This is a genomic window from Paenibacillus allorhizosphaerae, from assembly GCF_042659105.1.
GTDB lineage: Bacteria > Bacillota > Bacilli > Paenibacillales > NBRC-103111 > Paenibacillus_G > Paenibacillus_G allorhizosphaerae.
Genome location: NZ_JBHSRV010000016.1, coordinates 76446 through 95174 on the forward strand (window position 1 = coordinate 76446; position 18729 = coordinate 95174).

At 51.3% G+C, this 18729-nt stretch carries 16 protein-coding genes; 2 read left to right on the forward strand and 14 right to left on the reverse strand.

Annotated features, from left to right (window positions below; genetic code table 11):
- Window positions 1–412 precede the first annotated feature (412 nt).
- From ahpF to ACFQI7_RS32190, 8 genes are all read right to left on the reverse strand, one after another.
- On the reverse strand, window positions 413–1942 hold the full coding sequence (gene ahpF / locus ACFQI7_RS32155) for an alkyl hydroperoxide reductase subunit F (protein ID WP_218101864.1): 1530 nt from the start codon (window positions 1940–1942) through the stop codon (window positions 413–415).
- Window positions 1943–1955: 13 nt separating this feature from the next.
- The gene (ahpC, locus tag ACFQI7_RS32160; RefSeq protein WP_218101865.1) at window positions 1956–2519 is read right to left on the reverse strand and encodes an alkyl hydroperoxide reductase subunit C; all 564 of its coding nucleotides are present in this window, start codon (window positions 2517–2519) and stop codon (window positions 1956–1958) included.
- Between the two features lie 254 nt (window positions 2520–2773).
- Window positions 2774–4282 carry a malate dehydrogenase (quinone) gene (gene mqo, locus ACFQI7_RS32165; RefSeq protein WP_218101866.1) on the reverse strand — a complete coding sequence of 503 codons (1509 nt, stop codon included), beginning with the start codon at window positions 4280–4282 and terminating at the stop codon, window positions 2774–2776.
- A gap of 312 nt (window positions 4283–4594) precedes the next feature.
- Window positions 4595–6151 carry a tetratricopeptide repeat protein gene (locus ACFQI7_RS32170; protein WP_218101867.1) on the reverse strand — a complete coding sequence of 519 codons (1557 nt, stop codon included), beginning with the start codon at window positions 6149–6151 and terminating at the stop codon, window positions 4595–4597.
- Window positions 6152–6629: 478 nt separating this feature from the next.
- Window positions 6630–7880, reverse strand: a complete 1251-nt coding sequence (locus ACFQI7_RS32175) for a DEAD/DEAH box helicase (protein WP_218101868.1) — start codon at window positions 7878–7880, stop codon at window positions 6630–6632.
- Window positions 7881–8058: 178 nt separating this feature from the next.
- Window positions 8059–8538, reverse strand: coding sequence for a 23S rRNA (pseudouridine(1915)-N(3))-methyltransferase RlmH (gene rlmH, locus ACFQI7_RS32180; RefSeq protein WP_218101869.1), 480 nt, complete (start codon window positions 8536–8538; stop codon window positions 8059–8061).
- A 186-nt stretch (window positions 8539–8724) separates the two neighbouring features.
- On the reverse strand, window positions 8725–8892 hold the full coding sequence (locus tag ACFQI7_RS32185) for a CxxH/CxxC protein (RefSeq protein ID WP_218094158.1): 168 nt from the start codon (window positions 8890–8892) through the stop codon (window positions 8725–8727).
- A 138-nt stretch (window positions 8893–9030) separates the two neighbouring features.
- The gene (locus tag ACFQI7_RS32190) at window positions 9031–10260 is read right to left on the reverse strand and encodes a S1C family serine protease (RefSeq protein WP_218101870.1); all 1230 of its coding nucleotides are present in this window, start codon (window positions 10258–10260) and stop codon (window positions 9031–9033) included.
- 232 nt (window positions 10261–10492) lie between these two features.
- On the opposite strand from ACFQI7_RS32190, the gene ACFQI7_RS32195 reads away from it, so the two are divergent.
- The gene (locus ACFQI7_RS32195) at window positions 10493–10711 is read left to right on the forward strand and encodes a hypothetical protein (protein ID WP_218101871.1); all 219 of its coding nucleotides are present in this window, start codon (window positions 10493–10495) and stop codon (window positions 10709–10711) included.
- A gap of 24 nt (window positions 10712–10735) precedes the next feature.
- Here the strand turns inward: ACFQI7_RS32195 and ACFQI7_RS32200 are convergent, their stop codons facing one another.
- From ACFQI7_RS32200 to ACFQI7_RS32225, 6 genes are all read right to left on the reverse strand, one after another.
- Window positions 10736–11539 (reverse strand): MBL fold metallo-hydrolase, encoded by an 804-nt coding sequence (locus ACFQI7_RS32200; RefSeq protein WP_218101872.1) that lies wholly within the window; start codon window positions 11537–11539, stop codon window positions 10736–10738.
- Between the two features lie 20 nt (window positions 11540–11559).
- Window positions 11560–12300, reverse strand: coding sequence for a two-component system regulatory protein YycI (gene yycI, locus ACFQI7_RS32205; RefSeq protein ID WP_218101873.1), 741 nt, complete (start codon window positions 12298–12300; stop codon window positions 11560–11562).
- Between the two features lie 12 nt (window positions 12301–12312).
- Window positions 12313–13602, reverse strand: a complete 1290-nt coding sequence (locus tag ACFQI7_RS32210; RefSeq protein ID WP_218101874.1) for a YycH family regulatory protein — start codon at window positions 13600–13602, stop codon at window positions 12313–12315.
- Entirely contained in the window at window positions 13599–15443 is a 1845-nt protein-coding gene (walK, locus tag ACFQI7_RS32215; protein WP_218101875.1) for a cell wall metabolism sensor histidine kinase WalK, read from the reverse strand. Before walK ends, ACFQI7_RS32210 begins: the two co-directional genes overlap by 4 nt.
- 16 nt (window positions 15444–15459) lie before the next feature.
- Complete coding sequence (yycF, locus tag ACFQI7_RS32220) at window positions 15460–16194, reverse strand: response regulator YycF (protein WP_218101876.1); 735 nt, start codon at window positions 16192–16194, stop codon at window positions 15460–15462.
- Window positions 16195–16426: 232 nt separating this feature from the next.
- On the reverse strand, window positions 16427–18001 hold the full coding sequence (locus ACFQI7_RS32225; protein WP_218101877.1) for a M23 family metallopeptidase: 1575 nt from the start codon (window positions 17999–18001) through the stop codon (window positions 16427–16429).
- A 299-nt stretch (window positions 18002–18300) separates the two neighbouring features.
- On the opposite strand from ACFQI7_RS32225, the gene ACFQI7_RS32230 reads away from it, so the two are divergent.
- A complete protein-coding gene (locus tag ACFQI7_RS32230; RefSeq protein ID WP_218101878.1) occupies window positions 18301–18564 on the forward strand; it encodes a hypothetical protein in 264 nt (87 codons plus the stop codon).
- The last annotated feature ends 165 nt before the right edge of the window (window positions 18565–18729 follow it).

Here is an 18729-nt window from a genome sequence, read left to right on the forward strand (position 1 = left end):
GCGGGTTCGATATTTATCGTAAATCATGCCGGCCATTCGAACAACAAAAGGAAAACTACATTTTGTCAATCATACTGTTGACAACATTTAAGAAGTTTATGATTGTTTTTGGATATTCGCTTGTTTAGTTGAAATTGCGGAATGGCTTACCAAACATGGAGGAAACCGAGGAAATATGTACCATGGTATGTCGGAGGGAGCGCCTTTATCCTATTACTAGCGACTTCTTTCGCTATACTGCATACTTCCTCATCGGAAAGCCCCTTTTCCAGGCGCTTTTGCCGCTTGTATCGTTGTTGTCATTTGGGTAAGCCCAGGCGTTAGTCCAATCACGACCACTCGCCCTATTTCGTTCTATATAAAAAAGCCCCGTGAGGGGCTTTTTCGCTGCGTAGCGTACGCAAGGGTATTGTTAATTTCGAATGAGATAATCGAATGCGCCCAAAGCTGCATTGGCACCCGATCCCATGGAAATAATGATCTGCTTGTAAGGACTATTAGTGCAGTCGCCTGCGGCAAACACACCTGGTACGTTCGTAGCGCCATGACGGTCTACGACGATCTCGCCGAAGCGCGTGCGCTCCACCGTGTCGCCTAACCAATCGGTATTCGGAACGAGACCGATCTGAACAAACACGCCTTGTAATTCGACATGATGTTCGACTCCTGAATCCCGATCGATATAGGTAATCCCGTCCACTTTGTCCGTACCGGTAATTTCTTTGGTTTGAACGTTCTTGTGGACCGTCACGTTCGGAAGACTATAGAGACGCTTCTGCAGCACGGCATCGGCTTTTAGTTCGGGCATGAACTCGAGCACCGTCACATGCTTCACGATGCCGGCAAGATCAATGGCCGCCTCGATACCGGAATTGCCGCCGCCGATCACGGCTACGTGTTTCCCTGTAAACAGAGGACCGTCGCAATGCGGGCAGTAGGCTACGCCTTTGTTCTTGAATTCCGCTTCGCCCGGCACGCCGACATTGCGCCAGCGCGCACCGGTGGAGACAATGACGGTTTTGCTCTTCAGCACAGCGCCGCTTTCGAGCTCGACTTCGATGAGATCTTTCTTTTCCAAGCGCTTCACGCGCTGAAGCTTCATCACGTCGATGCCGTATTCTTTGACATGCTCCTCCAGGCTCGCCACAAGCTTGGGACCTTCGGTGTATTTGACACTGATGAAGTTCTCGATGCCCATGGTGTCCATGACCTGACCGCCGAATCGTTCAGCCACAATCCCGGTACGAATGCCTTTGCGCGCCGCATAGATCGCCGCGCTGGCGCCGGCGGGGCCACCCCCGACGACAAGCACGTCGAACGGCTCCTTATTTGCCAGCTCGGATGCGTCGGGAGCGGTCCCCAGTTTGGCGAGGATCTCTTCCAGCGACATTCGACCGCTGCCGAAAAATTCGCCGTTGAGGTAAACCGAAGGCACGGCCATGACGTTTTTGCTCTCTACCTCATCCTTGTACGCTGCACCGTCGATCATCGTATGCGAGATGCCAGGGTTGAGCACACTCATGATGTTCAGTGCCTGCACGACATCGGGACAATTGTGGCAGCTCAGGCTGACGTAGGTTTCGAAGCGATATTCGCCGCGAATGCTCTTGATCTGATCGATGAGGTCCTGTTCCACCTTGGGCGGCCTTCCGCTGGCTTGCAGCAGCGCGAGCACCAAAGAAGTGAACTCATGTCCTAACGGGATGCCGGCAAAAACAACCCCCGTGTCTTCCCCCGCACGATTCACACTGAAACTCGGCGTACGGGACAATTCCGTTCTCTCCACCGTGATCTTGGAGGATAAGCCGACGATTTCATCCACCAGCGCCAGCATATCTTGGGATACGGCATCGGACCCCGCACTCACTTTGATCTGCACATCGCCTTCCATGAGTTGCAGGTATTGACTTAGCTGTGCTCTGATATCTGCGTCCAGTGCCATAAGTTATCGCTCCTTAGATCTTACCGACTAGATCAAGGCTTGGCTTCAGCGTTGCGGAACCTTCTTGCCATTTTGCAGGGCACACTTCGCCCGGGTTGTTCCGAACATATTGAGCTGCTTTGACCTTGTTCACCAAAATGCTTGCGTCGCGGCCAATGCCGCCTGCATTGATCTCGATCGCTTGGATTACGCCGTCCGGATCGATAATGAACGTACCGCGGTCTGCAAGACCGTCAGCTTCGATCAGCACGTCGAAGTTGCGGGAGATCGTATGCGAAGGATCGCCGATCATGATATATGTGATTTTGCCGATCGTCTCGGAGCTGTCATGCCATGCTTTATGCGTAAAGTGCGTATCCGTGGAAACGGAGTATACTTCAACGCCGAGGCCCTTCAATGTTTCATATTGGTTTTGCAGATCCTCAAGCTCTGTTGGGCATACGAATGTGAAGTCCGCTGGGTAAAAGCAAACGATGCTCCATTTTCCTTTGAAGTTCTCTTCTGTAACGTCGATGAATTTGCCGTTGTGGTAAGCCGATGCTTTGAATGGTTTTACTTCTGTTCCGATAAGAGACATATTGATTGTTCCTCCTTAGTTTTTGGTTGAAATTTCTTTATGTAGTAATGATACCACAGAAAGACGTCAATATCATGAAGGTATCATGAAGAAAGTACAGATGCAAGTTTGGCCATTAGCGAATGCATGAATGCGCATGTGGTCCATCCGAGACGATGCGTGGTAAAGCGTCTTTTTCAAAAGATGGCCGGCAAAGCAAAAAGGCCTCCGTCCCATGGAATTCTGGATGAAGGCCGCCTCACTCATTATGAATTTTACGCTCTTTTGACGTGGTGCAGATCACTGCTTAACCCGAGCGTCCGCTCCGTTGATGCATGAATCTTTTGGATAAGTTCTGGGTTTTTCACGAGTGACACACCATAAGAAGGAATCATTTCTTTTATTTTCGGTGCCCATGCTTTTAGTTGCTGCGGGAAGCATTTTTCTATGACCTCCAGCATGACGGAAACGGCAGTAGAAGCACCCGGAGAAGCGCCGAGCAATGCGGCGATCGATCCATCCGCGCTACTCACCACTTCCGTACCAAATTGAAGCGTTCCTTTCCCGCCAGCAGCCGTATCTTTGATAACTTGTACACGTTGACCCGCTATCAATAAATCCCAATCCTCGCTCTTGGCGTGCGGGATAAACTCTCGCAGCTCTTCCATGCGCTGTTCTTTCGATAACATCACTTGCTGGATCAAGTATTTTGTCAATCCAAGGTTTTTGGCGCCTGCCGCGAGCATCGTTATCACGTTATCCGGTTTAACCGAACCTAACAAATCAAACATGGAGCCGGTTTTTAAGAACTTTGGCGAGAAGCCGGCAAACGGTCCAAAGAGCAGCGATTTTTTATTATCGATAAATCTTGTGTCCAGATGCGGAACGGACATTGGAGGTGCGCCAACCTTGGCTTTGCCGTATACTTTGGCATGATGCTGTGCTACAACCTCCGGGTTGTTACAAGCCATAAATAGTCCGCTTATCGGGAAACCTCCAATATGCTTTCCTTCAGGGATACCCGATTTTTGCAGTAAAGGAAGACTTCCTCCCCCGCCGCCGATAAAAACGAATTTTGCCGTGTGGTGTTCGACGGTACCGCTCTCGACATTGCGAACTTTCAATTCCCACAGACCATCGCTCGTACGTTTCAAATCATCGACATTATGTTTGAATTTGATATCGACGTTTTTACTCTTTAAGTGGTCAAACAATATGCGCGTTAAAGCGCCAAAGTTGACATCCGTGCCAGATTCGATTCTTGTTGCCGCTATCGGTTCATCCAATGCCCGGTCTTTCATAATAAGCGGAATCCATTCCATCAATTTCGTCGGGTCATCGGAGAATTCCATCCCATGAAACAGAGGATTGTTTAGCATCGCTTCAAAACGTTTTTTCAAATAAGCGACATTTTTTTCCCCTTGTACTAAACTGATATGCGGCAATGGCATAATAAAGGTCTGCGGATTACGAATCAGATTGCTGTTTACAAGATAAGACCAAAACTGCATGGAATCTTGAAACTGTTCATTGACTTTTATCGCTTTGCTAATATCTATGGATCCGTCCGGTTTTTCGGACGTGTAGTTAAGCTCGCACAGTGCAGCATGCCCTGTTCCCGCATTGTTCCATTCGTTCGAGCTTTCCTCTCCTGCGCTTGCTAACTTCTCAAACACTGTAATTTTCCAGCTTGGTACTAATTCTTTCAGCAGTGACCCTAAAGTCGCACTCATGATTCCGGCACCAATTAAGATAACGTCTGTTTTCGTTTGTCTGTTACTCATTTTTACCGTCCTAACACGCTAATATTTGAAGAAAAGATGTAGGCGCTCCACAGCAAACAAGGTGCGACCTCCGTCACACATCTTTTCTGGATCAATTACAACCTGATCAGGGTGTATCACTATGACTACTGATAGATTTCATATCTACTATTATATGATAGTTATAGGGGATTTTAAAGCCGGAAAATTCAGTGATGATGTACAGTTGTAGGTAAAAAGCGAGAAACCGTCAATAAAACCGTAGGAATACTTAAAAAACCAAGGCTTTACCCTAGTTACTTGCTAGGGTTATGGCTTTATGATTGAGCTTGTTTAACTTGTACTCAAGTGGCTTATCAATGCCAAAGCCTCTTCGTGATCAGGCTCAAGTTCTAATAATTTTCGTAAGTACCTCCCCGCATCTTCGACTAAATCTAACTCGAAACAACAAATGACTAGACAATAAAATACGGTTGATACGACCTCATCTTGGTCTTGAAGTACGGATATTTCCAAATACCGTTTGGAGTGTTCGTACAAGCCCATCTCGAACAGTAATAATCCAGCATCGAGCGCTAGATCATAACGCTGCTCCATGACATAGTACGATGACCACATCAGCTGTATGCCTCTCAATATATCCTGCTTTTCTTCATCGTTTGCATCTGACAGCAGACTGGAGATCCGCTTCGTACTCTGAATGAAAAATTCCGCATCATATCCACCCAAACGCCAAAAACTTAATATTTGCTGTAGCCCCATGCTATCTTGATGGCGATCCACCCATTCCTTCATACTAAAAAATTCGTCCGGACCAAAGCGTTCAATACATCGACGATAAGCTAATCTCATATTGGGATAATCCATGGGTTTATCTAGATGGAGAATACAGCCAACATTTATATTTATATAATGATGTGGGGGGAATAACGCCGCTGCTCCTCTTTGTTCAAAGACATGCTGAATCGCATGGTAGTTTGCCGTTAAAGAAAAACTTCCATGTAAGATCAACTCTGGCGGTTCTGCGAATCTCCAGTTATCCAGTAAGTGATCACCTTTGTCTGCTGTTATCAATAAAAACCCCGACGGAGATAACTGATTCAAACGCTCTAAACAATTGATTCCAGCGGCAGGAAATAAAATATACGAGTCTTCTAGCTGCTCCTGATAAATGGAGACGACATCACGGTAAGGATAGGTTTCTTGTTCGTACTCAGGCGCCCGTCGATGCTCATAGTGTAAAGTGATTTGGTCTAACCATTCTGATGGTTTAAGTGAATCATTATCTTCGGGATATTCGACATCAACGTCTGCTTCATAAATATGCCCATCACCAACATAAATCAACTCTTGTGGGATGCTATCAAAAAAGTAGTTGGCCACGATGATTAACGGTTGTTTTAAATCTCCTTCACTAATCGTTTTGCCTGATACAACGAGATTCAGTACGGTATCATGGACAGCATCAAATTGCGCAAAATCCAGTAATCCCTCGGTAATAAAAGATTGTAGAGCGGGATGTTCCTTCCAAGCCATAACATTATTCATCGCCAAATCCGTCATAATATACCGGAACCCAGGCAGTGATGTCCCCGCATAGTCTCTCAATTGACACAACTCATACAGCACATGGTAAGCAAGACGTCCCGCTCCTGCGCCAAGCTCCACAATGAAAACAGGTTCTGAACGATATTCCTTATTCGCCCGATCTTGAAGAAACCCAAAGATCATTTCTGCATATGCCGTAGCGATCATTGGATTACTCGTTATATATTGAGGAACTTGGTCATTGTTCCAGGCCTTCGTTCCTTGTTCTTCATAATATTTTCGCTGAATATTCCATATAGGCGCTTCACTGAAGCGGTAACGTTGTTTATTATTGCCTGTCATTTAAATGATCCTGCTCTCTGGAAGTTTTTCAATTACTATAACATACTTCAATAAGTACCTTTTTATAAGTATTGCCTTAGAATTGCCCCCACCCGTAATTATAAACCAAGTTAAACGTAACTGCTTTGCTTTTAATAGAGTATGGTTTCCCCGTCCCGGCCTATTGGGGGGCAGTTCTTGGTGGATCATGACAAACACAGGTTTGCCGTCCTTGTTTTCGGCCACCTCACTCCGAAACAAGTTCAGTTTGTTCGTTGGAGTACCAGGCACCTTCGCCAACTTCCGGTTTTTCCTGAACATACGCTTCCTGCGACAGGAGATCAGGTGGAAACCATTCAACCGCACGTCATGGTATGGTTTCTCCAGATTGAATAAGGACGTAACCGCCTGCCGCGCCATCGCATCGGTCTTGCCATTTGTCTTGGAACAACGACCAAGTTTCTCAATATATCACGTGCAATCCAATGATCGCTGCGGCCTATGCAGAGTCGTTTCGATTAGTGCCTTCGCGATGGCCGCGGGTGACACAATCCTCGGAAGATGTGACGCTGGTTCTGGTCTCCCTAACTGCCGTTGGAGTCGACTCATTCATTGTCATCGGATACGGATGATCCCCGATCACTGGAATCCTCTGCTTGATCAGCTTCTCGATATCTTTCAGATAAGGAATCTCTTCGTACTCGCAAAACGAAATCGCTATTCCGCTTAATCCCGCTCGTCCGGTGCGGCCGATCCGATGTACATACGTCTCCGGGATATTCGGCAAATTGTAGTTAATGACGTGCGACAGCTCCTCGATGTCGATGCCCCGGGCCGCAATGTCTGTCGCCACCAGCATGCGAGTCACACCTTGCTTGAAGTTATTCAGCGCAGCTTGGCGGGCGTTCTGCGACTTGTCGCCGTGAATCGCCTGCGCGGTAATCGTCGCCTTCGTCAAGCCTCTAACCAGCCGATCCGCGCCATGCTTCGTACGGGTGAACACAAGCGCGCTCTCGATCGACATGTCTTGTAGCAGGTCGATCAACAACGGCAGCTTATTCGGCTTGTCCACAAAGTAGAGTGTCTGTTTGATCCGCTCCGCCGTCGAGGAAACGGGCGTAATTTCGATTTTCATTGGATTCGTCAGCAGTGAATCTACCAGAGACGTGATCTCGGGCGGCATCGTCGCCGAAAAGAACAGCGTCTGTCGTTTGGCAGGCAGCTTGGCGATGATCCTTCTCATGTCGTGAATGAAGCCCATATCTAGCATGCGGTCTGCTTCGTCCAGCACGAGGATCTGCACGTGACGCAGATCGGCGAACCCTTGGTTTATCAGGTCGATTAGTCGGCCCGGCGTCGCTATCAGTATATCCATGCCTTGCTCCAGCGCCTGCTCCTGTGTTTTTTGCGGTACGCCGCCTAAAATCACGGCACTTCTCAGATTCAAGAAGCGTCCGTAAGATTTAAAGTTGTCGGATATCTGAATGGCCAGCTCTCGCGTAGGCGTCAGGATCAGCGAACGAATGACGCGCTTGCCGCTCGATCGTCCCTGCTGCGCGCTCAGCAGTTGGATAATTGGCAGCAAGAACGCCGCTGTCTTGCCGGTCCCAGTCTGAGCGCAGCCGAACAAATCACGGCCCGCCAGCACCGGCGGAATTGCCTGCTCCTGTATGGGAGTGGGCTGTGTATAATTTTCCTTGGCCAACGCTTTAAGAATGGGGGGACTCAATTTCAATTGTTCAAATGTCATAAAATCTCCTTTGTCATGCCACCGTCGATGCGGAAGTTTCACTTCTTGCATTATACACCAGATACGAGGTGGCGCACTGCATTCTCTGTAACGGCAATTTCTACTTAAAATGTATAGACGGAATCCTTAAGAGCGCCCCCTGGTTTTGGGGCTTCCCTGTTTATCATAAAAATTTGCGTCACTTATGATAAGGTTCTCCGCGCATAATCTTAAACGCGCGGTACACCTGCTCCATTAGCACCAGCCGCATCAACTGGTGCGGCAGCGTCATGCGCCCGAACGAGAGCTTCTGTTCGGCGCGCGCAAGAACCGCGGGGGCCAGTCCGAGCGAGCCCCCGATCACGAAGGCCACGTGGCTGCGCCCGTAAGTGGCCAGATCCTGCACCTGCCGCGCGAGCTCCTCGCTCGATAGCGGCTTGCCGTCAATCGCGAGCGCGACCACATACGCATCGCTCTTGATATGCGCGAGGATACGCTCCCCCTCACGCTGCTTTACGAGCGCCTCTTCCGCGGCGCTCATCGTCTCCGGTGCCTTCTCGTCCGGCACCTCAATCATTTGCACCTTGGCATACGGGCCAAGGCGCTTGACGTACTCGGCGATCCCTTGAACCAGGTACGCCTCTTTCAACTTCCCCACTGCGATGATCTGGATGTGCATCGCCGGTTCCCCCTATCTGCTGCCCTGTATATTCCCCAGAGCACCCTCATATCGGTCACGGTATTACTCAACATCACTTCGTACGACCATGTCTGCCCCGCTTCCGTCCAGCACTCCGCCTAACAACAACAAAAGGAGAAGGCCACCCGCTCGCACGCCGGGCCTGCCTTCCCCCTCCACTTTAGTTCAGACCACCAGGAAACGTCCCCGCTCCGCACAGCGTTCACAATGTGCCGGAGGCTCCCATGCGGTGAACTTCACTTCTTCCAAATCGACGATATCCGGCGCTTCTTCATATTCATCGACGAACATGTCGATCGCCAGTTCCAAATGCTCTTTGCAAACAACGTGCATGCTGTACCCCTTTTCATACGTTCGTCCGGTTACGAGCGCTTCTGCGTGAGCTCTCCAGACATAGACAAACCTTAATCGTTATTCCTATTGTAGCCGAAAATACACCATCTTAACGATATCTATACGCTTACGCTGCTGCTATTTATCCGTTACTTCGCTGAGCGTAAGCTGCACGGTCGATTTCTTCGATCCGCGGTAATACGTAATCGCCATCTTATCGCCGATTTTCTTGCTGCCGTATATATACTTGCGCAGCGCGAGCGTGCTGTCGATCGGCTTGCCGTCCAGCTCCACAATGACGTCGCCGCTCTTGAAGCCGGCATCCTTCGCAGGGCCGACCGCTTCAATGACGATAATGCCGCGCTTGACGCCCGAGGGAAGCTTCAAGCTTTCCGTTCCGGCAAACGATTGCAAGTTTTGCGTCACGACGCCGATGTAAGGACGCTTCACTTTATGATCGGTAACGAGAGATTGAATAATGACTTTGACTTGATTGATCGGTATCGCAAAACCGAGGCCCTCGACACCCATATCGGCCACCTTCAGCGTATTGATGCCGATGACCTTGCCGTCTAAATTGACCAGTGCACCGCCGCTATTGCCTTGATTGATGGCCGCATCCGTCTGAATAACGTCCATCTCCCAATCCGGTTCGCCTTCGCGTCCGAGCGACACCGGGATCGTGCGTTTCGGCCAGCTGATAATGCCCTTCGTTACGGTCGGCGTGTAACTGAGGCCCAGCGGGAAACCGACCGCAATCGCCGTCTCCCCGGCTTTCAACCCGTCGGAGTCGCCGAATTCGGCAATCTGTTTCAAGCCGTTCCCGTCCGTCTCCAGCACGGCGAGGTCGGTAATTTGATCGCGCCCGACTAAAGTCGCCTTCCGGCGTTCCCCAGCGACCGTGATGACGTCCAGCTGAGTAAACCCTTCGACCACATGGTTATTGGTCACAATGCGCACCTTGTCGCCGTTACGCTCGAAGATCACGCCCGAACCGAGCCCGATCGCCCCGCCGCGGGCCGTCTCCTTCTCGCCTTCCCGTTTCGATCCGAGGATGCTCACGACCGTCGGAGACACTTTCTCCGCCGCGTCGACAACCGAATCGCTCATTCGCCGCTCCGAACCTCCGTCCGAAGCCGACGCACCCGAAGACGGGGGAGCCATCGCGGCAACCGCCGCGGGTGCCGCTGCCTTCTCCGCCGATTCGCCGCCACCGCCAAATAACATGAACAGCGCGGCCATGACTACAGCTCCGCTTGCCGCCGGGAGCAACCACCCCGGAAGCTGATTGGGGAACCTTCGGGGCATCCGCCACGTATCCCGGCGCGATGCCTTGGTCGAATAAAAATCGTCGTCAAACAAGCTCATGTTCCCCGCTCCCCTCTACATGCCACGCCGCTTCCCGATAAGTACCGCTTGTTCTATTGTACCTTACAATCTTGCAAACTGCGAAACCAAATCACAGAAAAAAACTTTGAAAATTCAGGAATGTTTTTCATAGCGCAAGACTAGAATAGAATCATAGCCCCAGTTCGCAATGAAGCGATAGAACAAATACAGAGCCTTGAATAAAACAACACATTGAAGGGATGAGGCAATAATGAACATGAATACGAACCGTATTTCCTCCCACCTGGAACAGATCGAATGGATCGGCAAGCTCGCCGATCTCAAGGAAGCGCATTACCAGCAATCGCTGATGCTCAGCGCCGTCATCGAGCTGCTCGTCGAGAAAGGCATCCTCTCCGCGCAAGAAATTGCCGCGAAGGCGCATGCGCTCGAAGCTGCCGACACCGCTTCCGCCACTATGTCGCCTTGAAGCCTGCCGAAGACGGCGATGCCCTCACTCTTCATCCAAACGATCCCACGTCGTCGCGCGATCGTAGTATGTATCCATCAGTTTCGGCCTGTGGTCGTCCGGTGCCAACCGTTCCTCTAACATATTATTCACGGTGAGCCTGGCCAAATCCATCAGATTATGATCCCGGCTCAAATGCGCAAGATATACCCGCTTCGTCTTCGTCGTCATGACGTCGAACAGCCCGATTCCGGCCGCTTCGTTGGATAAGTGGCCGACATCGCTCAAGATGCGCCGCTTGATGTTCCAAGGATATTTGCCCATCCGCAGCATCTCGATATCGTGGTTCGATTCCAGTACCAGCACGTCACTGTCCTGGATTTTCTCCTTCACCTTCGAGCTCATGTAGCCCAGATCGGTCGCAAGGCTCAGCTTTTCCTCCCCGTGATAAAAGCAGTAGCCTACCGGCTCCGCCGCATCGTGCGAGATGCCGTACGATTCAACCTGGAGCGAGCCGAATTCGCGCATCTCTCCCGTCTGCATTACGCAGCGGTTCGCTTCGGCAATGTCCCCGATTTGCTGGTCCAGCGCCTCCCACGTTTTCTCGTTGGCGTATATCGGCAGATCGTATTTGCGCGCGATCGCTCCGAGCCCCTTAATATGATCCGCATGCTCGTGCGTCACCAGGATCGCATCGAGCTCCGATGCCGATGTCCCCCGCTCCTTCAGCAGCAGTTCCACCTTTTTCGCGCTCAGCCCCGCATCGATCAGTACTTTGCCCTCGTCCGTGTCCACGACCAAGGCATTCCCGGTCGAGCCGCTTGCAAGTACACTAAACCTTATGCCCATTCCCCAAAACTCCTTACCTGCTACTTTTTGTTGCGCTGCGGTTCTTCCACCGCTCCGTTAAACGCGTGTACGAAATATTGGTCGCCATTCGCCAGCGTGACCCTCCAGGAAGGCCACATATTGAGCGTCTGCGAATTGTACACCTGTCCGTGATATCCGAGCTGCACACCCGTAATGATCGAGCCGGACGGCAAAAAGTTTTCGATCAAGCTGCGAAGCGCAATATAGGCGGAGATGACTTTTTGCTCCTTCTGATCTCCTTCGGACTGCACTTCCACATACCCTTGCCGGTACGTGCTGATCATGCCGCTTTTTTCGTACAGCTCGATCTGCACTTCGAACATCGGCAAATTTCCGTACATTTGATGAAATACATAATTACCGTTCATGCTCTCCATCGGATCCCATTGATACGCTTCGATTTTGGCAATTCCCGTTTTGCTCAGCACATCCCGAATCGCGCCTTTATTAATAAGCGGATCGAACTTGAACGGGGTTTGCAGCAGCATCGGCTTGCCCGGCGTCAGCTTATCGTCGAACTTGGCGACAATTTCCTTCAGCTTCGGCACATCCTTTGGAATGTCCGCAGGCACCTGAATGTTCTTGCTCTTCAGCAGCCGTTGAATCTCCTCCGCGGCACCGCTCGGATTCGCCTCCAGATCGAGCAGATCGGAACGGCTGGACCACAGCTGAAAGCCGAGCACCGCATTCAGCAGCAGAAAGGACAATATTAAAATCGTCTTCGCCCGGCCCCAGTCCATCGCCGTCCCTCCTTATTCCAAAAATTCATACGTGCCGTCCCGCAGCTCCACCGCCCATGCCGGCACGAGCTCGATCGATTGACTCATCACGATCGGCCGATAAGCGGGAAACACGCTGTAAAACTGCGTCTTCTGCGTACTGAACTGCTTCAGCAGCTCGTCCAGCGCTTCGCCGCCTGCCAATTGAACCTCGGTCCGCGTCATATTACGCGGGTCCGGCGTCATGATGGATCGCTCATAGCTGGAGACGATCCCTTTTTGCAGCGTAATGCGGATAAACCCGATATTTTCCGAGCGCGGATTAATGATCGGAAACGAATCATAATACTGCCGGAACAAAAAAGCCTGACTGCTGAGTAAAAGACGCTGCTGCGGCACTTTCTGTACCGCATACGTTCCGTTCCAGCCGCCGTGCTGGTTAATGAACTGGACCGCGGACAATAAATTTTCCCGCAAGTCGAACTTGTTGTCCGGCGAAGGCGCCACAGGGTCGGAATACGTCATCCAATGCTGCTCGTTCTTCAGCTGCAGCCCCCGCTTCCCGTCCGTGTAAATCTCCGTGCCGTCGCGTTCCGTCAAGTTCCGGGTGATCGCCGGGTCGACGAAAAACGTCAGCTTCATCTGATCGACCGTAAACTGCGTGTAGCCCATTTTATAGCCCGACGCGGTGATCGGCTTCATCGGCAAGTAATAATCCCCGGCAGTCACCTTGTACGGCGTATAATCGGCTTCAACGGCCGCAAATCGCTCAATATCTTTGGTCGTAAAATTCGCCTTCATAACCTCATAAACGGTGTTCGCTGTATCGGTAAATAAAATGGCTCGCACTTCGTTCGTATCTTTGGTGAAAATCCATATGCGCGTGATCAGGTCGGTGTCACTGGGCAAATCGCCCTTGAGCTGCATCGTCCGCTGCAGCAAATGAAGCGGAAGCCCATCCCGAAAACGCACCTCGACACCCTGCTGTTTGCCGCGGACATCATCCCAATTCAAGTTAAGCGCGGTTGTCGTCGTCTTGCGGAACCCTTCCAGAAACCGCTGCTTCACCGTATCCCATATCTCATTGTACTTCGCGCTGTTCGGATAGACGACGCTATGCTGTTCTTTACCCAGATGGAGCACGAGCTGATCCGGGAACAGCATGTCGTCGAGTGTCGCCTGCGTACCGAGCAAATCTGTCTTCACGTATTCGTCGGGCGTGACGGGATCGAACTTCGGATAGCTGTACGCGAGCAAATAGCTTTGCAGCAAACTCAAGAGCACCAATATCGTCAAAGCGGCTGTTTTCAGCTTCTCGATCATCCCGCTGCCTCCTCCTGCTGATAAGGCAATGTAAACGTCACGCGCGTCCCTTGTCCGAACTCGGAATCCAAATGGATCGTTCCGCCGTGCGCCTTCACTATTTCCCGGGCAATCGATAAGCCAAGACCCGTTCCGCCCATACTGCGCGAGCGGGCTTTATCCACCCGGTAAAAACGCTCGAAGATCCGGTTCAAATCTTTTCTCGGGATCCCGATCCCATTATCCTGCACGCAAATTTCGAGCAGCTGCGGATCGGGTCTTCCCGCCAGAATGCGAATGTGCCCGCCTTCGGGCGTATATTTGATCGCATTGGAGACGAGGTTGTCGAGCACTTGGTCGATGCGGTCGCGGTCGAGCATAATTTGCTTTACGCCCGGCGCAACGTCGATATCTATGGCGATCGTTCGCTGCTCCAGCTGGAACGAGAACCGGTCTGCCACTTCTTCCAGCATCTCGACCACATCGGTCGATTCCTTGTTGATCGTCGCCTGCTTGGAATCGAGTCTGGATAGCTGCAGCAGATCGGTCACAAGCCGAATCATCCGCTCCGTCTCGTTGCGGGCCACATTCACGAACTTGCCCGCGAGCTGCGGCTCCTCGAGCGCTCCGTCCTCCAGCGCCTCCAGGTAGCTTTTGATCGTCGTCAGCGGCGTCCGCAGCTCATGCGAGACGTTGGCGACGAATTCACGGCGGGACTGCTCCAGCTTCTCTTGGCCGGTAACGTCCTGCAGCACCGCTATGGTCCCGGTCGTCCCATTGCCTTTGCCCCTGCTGTGAATGCCAGTATAGGTGACGCGTACGTACAAGGGCTCCTCGTCGGACTCATTGTAGAACTGAAGCATCGTCGTCTTGTCTTCGCTGCCTTCCGCTTCCTTCAATTTGTCGGGAGCGATGCCGAGCAGATCGTTGAGCGTCATGCCAAGCGTCGTGTCTTCGTTCACCTGAAGAATTTGCTTCGCCCGCCGGTTGATCAGAATCACTCGTCCGCGATCATCCGTCGCAATCAGTCCGTCGTTCATGTTCGACAAGATCGAAGCGAGCTTCTCCTTCTCTTCCTCGTTCAGCGATAATGCCTCTCGCAGCCGCTCGGTCATGAAGTTGAACGTCGCCCCAAGCTGGCTGATCTCATCGTTCCCTTTGACCTGTACCTGCCGTTCGTCGAAACTGCCTTCCGCCACGGCCGTCGCCTGCCTCGTAATCGCCTTGATCGGATTCGTAATCGTAGCCGACAAGATGACCCCGAGCAGCGCCGTCAGGACAAGCGCGATCAACGTGCCGGTAATGAGCAGCCTGCTGATCCGGTTCATCGTATCGTACACTTCCTCCATGGAGGAAATGATGTACACGGCACCGTACACCTTCACCCCGGAACCGATCGGCTTCGCAATGACGACTTTCCTTATACCGTCGGAATCGGTGAACATCCGCTGGTTATCCTTGATCCCCTGCAGGGCGCGGGTCACTTCGGTCTGCGTATTTTTGCTGTTGATCACGGACCGGTTTTGATCGAGCGATGTGGTCAGCACGAGCCCGTTTGCATCGATCACTTGAATCTCCGCTTTGCTGATGACGAACAAGCTGTTCACGAACTGGTTCAAGTCGGCGTACGATTTTTTCGTTTCGCTGCCCTTCGTCTCCTGGCTCTCGATCAAGTACGTCTCGGCATACTGCGCCAGCAGCTGCGCCTGTTTGTTGCGGTTGTCGATAAAATCTTTCTTGAGCGAGCTCTCCAGCGTTCGGATAAAATAAACGCCGATCAGCTGCATCGCAATCAAAATAAGAAGCACGTAAATGATGATGACCTTTGCCTGTATCGATTGAAAAAATCGAATCCATTTCATCCCCATATCACTCGCTTCAATAGCTTCCGTTATTGGATTTGGCGCTCTTCATCATATAGCCGAGTCCGCGCCTTGTAATGATGTACTCCGGACGGCTCGGATCGTCTTCCAGCTTCTCGCGCAGCCTGCGAATCGTCACATCGACCGTGCGGACATCGCCGAAATATTCAAACCCCCATACCGCCTGCAGCAAATGCTCCCGCGTCATCACTCTGCCGCTGTTCTTCGCCATGTACTGCACAAGCTCGAATTCACGGTGCGTCAGGTCGAGCGGATTGCCGTCTTTATAAACGACATACGTGTCGGTGTCGATAAAAAGACTTTGAATCCGCAGGCCCTGCCGCTGCTCTTCTTCCTGCGACGCTTGCGGGGCAGCCGGCGACGCCACCTTCACCTGTCTGCGCAAATGCGCCTTTACCCGGGCCAGCAGCTCGCGCGTGCCGAACGGTTTCGTCACATAGTCGTCCGCTCCGAATTCCAGTCCAAGCACCTTGTCTATCTCATTATCTTTGGCCGTCAGCATAATGATCGGCGTATTCAGCTTTTGCCTTACTTCCTTGCACACATCCATGCCGTCCTTCACCGGCAGCATCAGGTCGAGCAGAATCAACTCCGGTTCCTCGGAGAAGGCGAGCTCCACAGCCGTACCTCCGTCATAGGCGCAGATGACCTCGTGGCCCTCTTTTTCCAGATTAAACTTCAATATATCCGCAATCGGCTGTTCATCGTCTACAACAAGAATTTTGGCCATTCGCTTCACCGCCCTGTCAGATCCTATCAGGAATGGGAACCATCCCAACGACTCTACTATTTTACCACAATTCCGGGATCAGTGCCCTATACGTCTTGGAAATCGGTATACGGGTTTTCTGATTCATCCCCTCTTGCCCGTTCCATGCTTTCACCCGGGTTCGAAACAAAAAGAGACACGGAATACGCAGCGTTCCTGCATATTCCATGCCTCTTTACCTATAACAAACCGATTAGCGGTTCAAATATTTGAGCGGATTGTCCGGCGAACCGTTCTTTTGCACCTCGAAGTGCAGATGGATGCCCGTGGAATCGCCTGTACTGCCCATGTAACCGATCTTCTCGCCTTTTTCCACGATCTTGCCGACGCTTGTATTAATTTGACTGAGATGGCCGTACAGCGTCTTGTAGCCGTTCAGGTGGTCGAGAATGATACAATTCCCATATCCGTCCTTAACTCCCGCAAAGATGACTTTTCCGTTGTCCGATGCCATGATGTTGCGGTTGCCTGTCAAGTCTACGCCTTTGTGGAAAGCACCCCAACGCGTTCCGAACGTACTGGAGATCGATGCGGATACGACCGGCCAGGCGAACTTGCCCGTGCCCTCGCCCTTCACAACCTTCGTGCCTTTCTTCGCTACCGCTTTCACCGGTTCCTGAATGATCTGCTCGTCGAGCACTTTTTCTTCTTCCATCAAGCCGTTTACTTTCGTAAGCTCGATCGTCACTTTCTTCTGGCCGTTTTTCCCGGGAGAAAGTACCTGTGTTGTGCCGAGACGCATGCTATCGTCCTGCTGGTACTCCGTTTCATACGCGATTTCTTCATTCTCCACGATTTTCTCTACCGTGCGAACCGCAAGCGTCGGCTGCAGCACCGTCAAATCGAGCTGCTGTCCCACTTTGATCATATCGTTCGAAATCCAAGGGTTGTTCTGATAGATGACTTGCTTGGGAATTTCAAGCTTCTTGGCAATACACGATACGCAGTCGCCCTGCTCCACCGTATATTTTGTCGGCTGCACATCCCCGGTCTCCAGCTTTTTGAGCAGCTCGTCCGGCTCTACCAGTTCCGAAGGCTCGATCGTAACCTCTTTCAGTTCCACCTTCTGCACGAAGTCGGTCTTCAGCAGCTCCGTCTCCACCGGCGTACTCGCCGCAGAGGCTGCGGAAAGGATGCTGACTTTGCCGGATTCCTTCTTCTTCTGCATGGAATCAACGGCGTTCGTCTTAATTTGCTCGAGCAGCGTCTGCGCAACCGTCGTATCTCTCACAATCCCCATCGGCTTGCCGTCCACGAGGAGCTGCGTGCCTACCGGATGAGCGGTGAAATAGCCTTCCAGCTCCGCCAGCGTGGCACTATCCTGCGTCTCTGCCATGAAAGCCCTTTCAGGCTTATAATCGATCGTGGGTGCCTCAACGACCATGCGAACATCGTCAGGCCCTTTCGAAAGCTGCTTTTTCTTCTCCTCGGTAAATTGCTTCACCTTGGCCGCGTCAGAAACGACGCCGATCTCTTGCCCGTTCACATATACATGATAGAAATCGATCATATTCGCGTGCACATACTGGTTCCCGCTCCATACGACGGCTCCAATAAACACAAACGCAGACGCTGATTTCACGATGGTCCATTTATGTAAAGCAATTCGGGCTGCAATGTCTTCGTATGTAAACTTGAATGTTTTCTTCTCTGGCTCTGCTGCTTCGACCGTCGATTCGGAAGTTTCGACGGAACGAGTCTTGGACCATTTTTGCCGGGCTTTGTCCAGCAAACCTTTGATTCGATCCGTTCCTTTGAAAAAATTCATCTTGTTCTCCTTTTAAGTCGTTTTTTGCCGCATTCGAATTCAGCTTGGGTCCCTTCGATCAGATGGGGGCTTTGCTATTCCTGGAGACATCCGCATCGGATGTACGTCAATTTGCACGCGGTATTGCGGGCATACGCAGGTTGCTTACGATGTGCACATAAAAACACCTAAAAATAGAAACTCTAACCAATAGGTTAGGCTCCCTAATTAATTTACCACATCAACTCTACTTTTTTCAACAAAATTGTATACTTTCTCTCTTTTGAGAGAGAAAGATGACAGGGGTGTGAAGTCAAACAATGGAAAACATAACAGCTTCATTCTACAACCGGGAGGATATGGAACGGGCCACCGAGGCGCTCCGCCAGCAAGGAGCCGTCGATATCAAGCTTGATTTCCGTTCGGAGCACAGCATGGAAACGGTTCAGCTGCTGCAGGCAACCGAAGCGACAAAATACGCATCGGGCAGCGAGAACGCATGTATAATGAACGTCGTAGTCGAGTCTTCCCGACTTCATTTGGCGCACGACCTCATTGCGCGGTTCGGAGGAAATGTAACATAATTTCAACGGATGGTGCATATGGGGCATTCGTAAAAAATGGCTCTTATCGCTTTTGCGAAAGGGCCATTTTGTGCGGAGTGGCATTTTTATTGGGAGATCGATACCATAAACGAGTAAAGAGCTGCCTCTTAAGGCAGCTCCTCTATTGTCGCGGGCACGTGGTCC

What these genes read in the sequence shown, in the direction of transcription:
- mqo (WP_218101866.1), bottom strand. Translation starts at nt 4,282, where the DNA reads ATGAGTAACAGACAAACGAAAACAGACGTTATCTTAATTGGTGCCGGA.
- walK (WP_218101875.1), bottom strand. Translation starts at nt 15,443, where the DNA reads ATGAAATGGATTCGATTTTTTCAATCGATACAGGCAAAGGTCATCATC.
- ACFQI7_RS32170 (WP_218101867.1), bottom strand. Translation starts at nt 6,151, where the DNA reads ATGACAGGCAATAATAAACAACGTTACCGCTTCAGTGAAGCGCCTATA.
- ACFQI7_RS32190 (WP_218101870.1), bottom strand. Translation starts at nt 10,260, where the DNA reads ATGAGCTTGTTTGACGACGATTTTTATTCGACCAAGGCATCGCGCCGG.
- ACFQI7_RS32230 (WP_218101878.1), top strand. Translation starts at nt 18,301, where the DNA reads ATGGAAAACATAACAGCTTCATTCTACAACCGGGAGGATATGGAACGG.
- rlmH (WP_218101869.1), bottom strand. Translation starts at nt 8,538, where the DNA reads ATGCACATCCAGATCATCGCAGTGGGGAAGTTGAAAGAGGCGTACCTG.
- ACFQI7_RS32185 (WP_218094158.1), bottom strand. Translation starts at nt 8,892, where the DNA reads ATGCACGTTGTTTGCAAAGAGCATTTGGAACTGGCGATCGACATGTTC.
- yycI (WP_218101873.1), bottom strand. Translation starts at nt 12,300, where the DNA reads ATGGACTGGGGCCGGGCGAAGACGATTTTAATATTGTCCTTTCTGCTG.
- ACFQI7_RS32225 (WP_218101877.1), bottom strand. Translation starts at nt 18,001, where the DNA reads ATGAATTTTTTCAAAGGAACGGATCGAATCAAAGGTTTGCTGGACAAA.
- ahpF (WP_218101864.1), bottom strand. Translation starts at nt 1,942, where the DNA reads ATGGCACTGGACGCAGATATCAGAGCACAGCTAAGTCAATACCTGCAA.
- yycF (WP_218101876.1), bottom strand. Translation starts at nt 16,194, where the DNA reads ATGGCCAAAATTCTTGTTGTAGACGATGAACAGCCGATTGCGGATATA.
- ahpC (WP_218101865.1), bottom strand. Translation starts at nt 2,519, where the DNA reads ATGTCTCTTATCGGAACAGAAGTAAAACCATTCAAAGCATCGGCTTAC.
- ACFQI7_RS32200 (WP_218101872.1), bottom strand. Translation starts at nt 11,539, where the DNA reads ATGGGCATAAGGTTTAGTGTACTTGCAAGCGGCTCGACCGGGAATGCC.
- ACFQI7_RS32210 (WP_218101874.1), bottom strand. Translation starts at nt 13,602, where the DNA reads ATGATCGAGAAGCTGAAAACAGCCGCTTTGACGATATTGGTGCTCTTG.
- ACFQI7_RS32195 (WP_218101871.1), top strand. Translation starts at nt 10,493, where the DNA reads ATGAACATGAATACGAACCGTATTTCCTCCCACCTGGAACAGATCGAA.
- ACFQI7_RS32175 (WP_218101868.1), bottom strand. Translation starts at nt 7,880, where the DNA reads ATGACATTTGAACAATTGAAATTGAGTCCCCCCATTCTTAAAGCGTTG.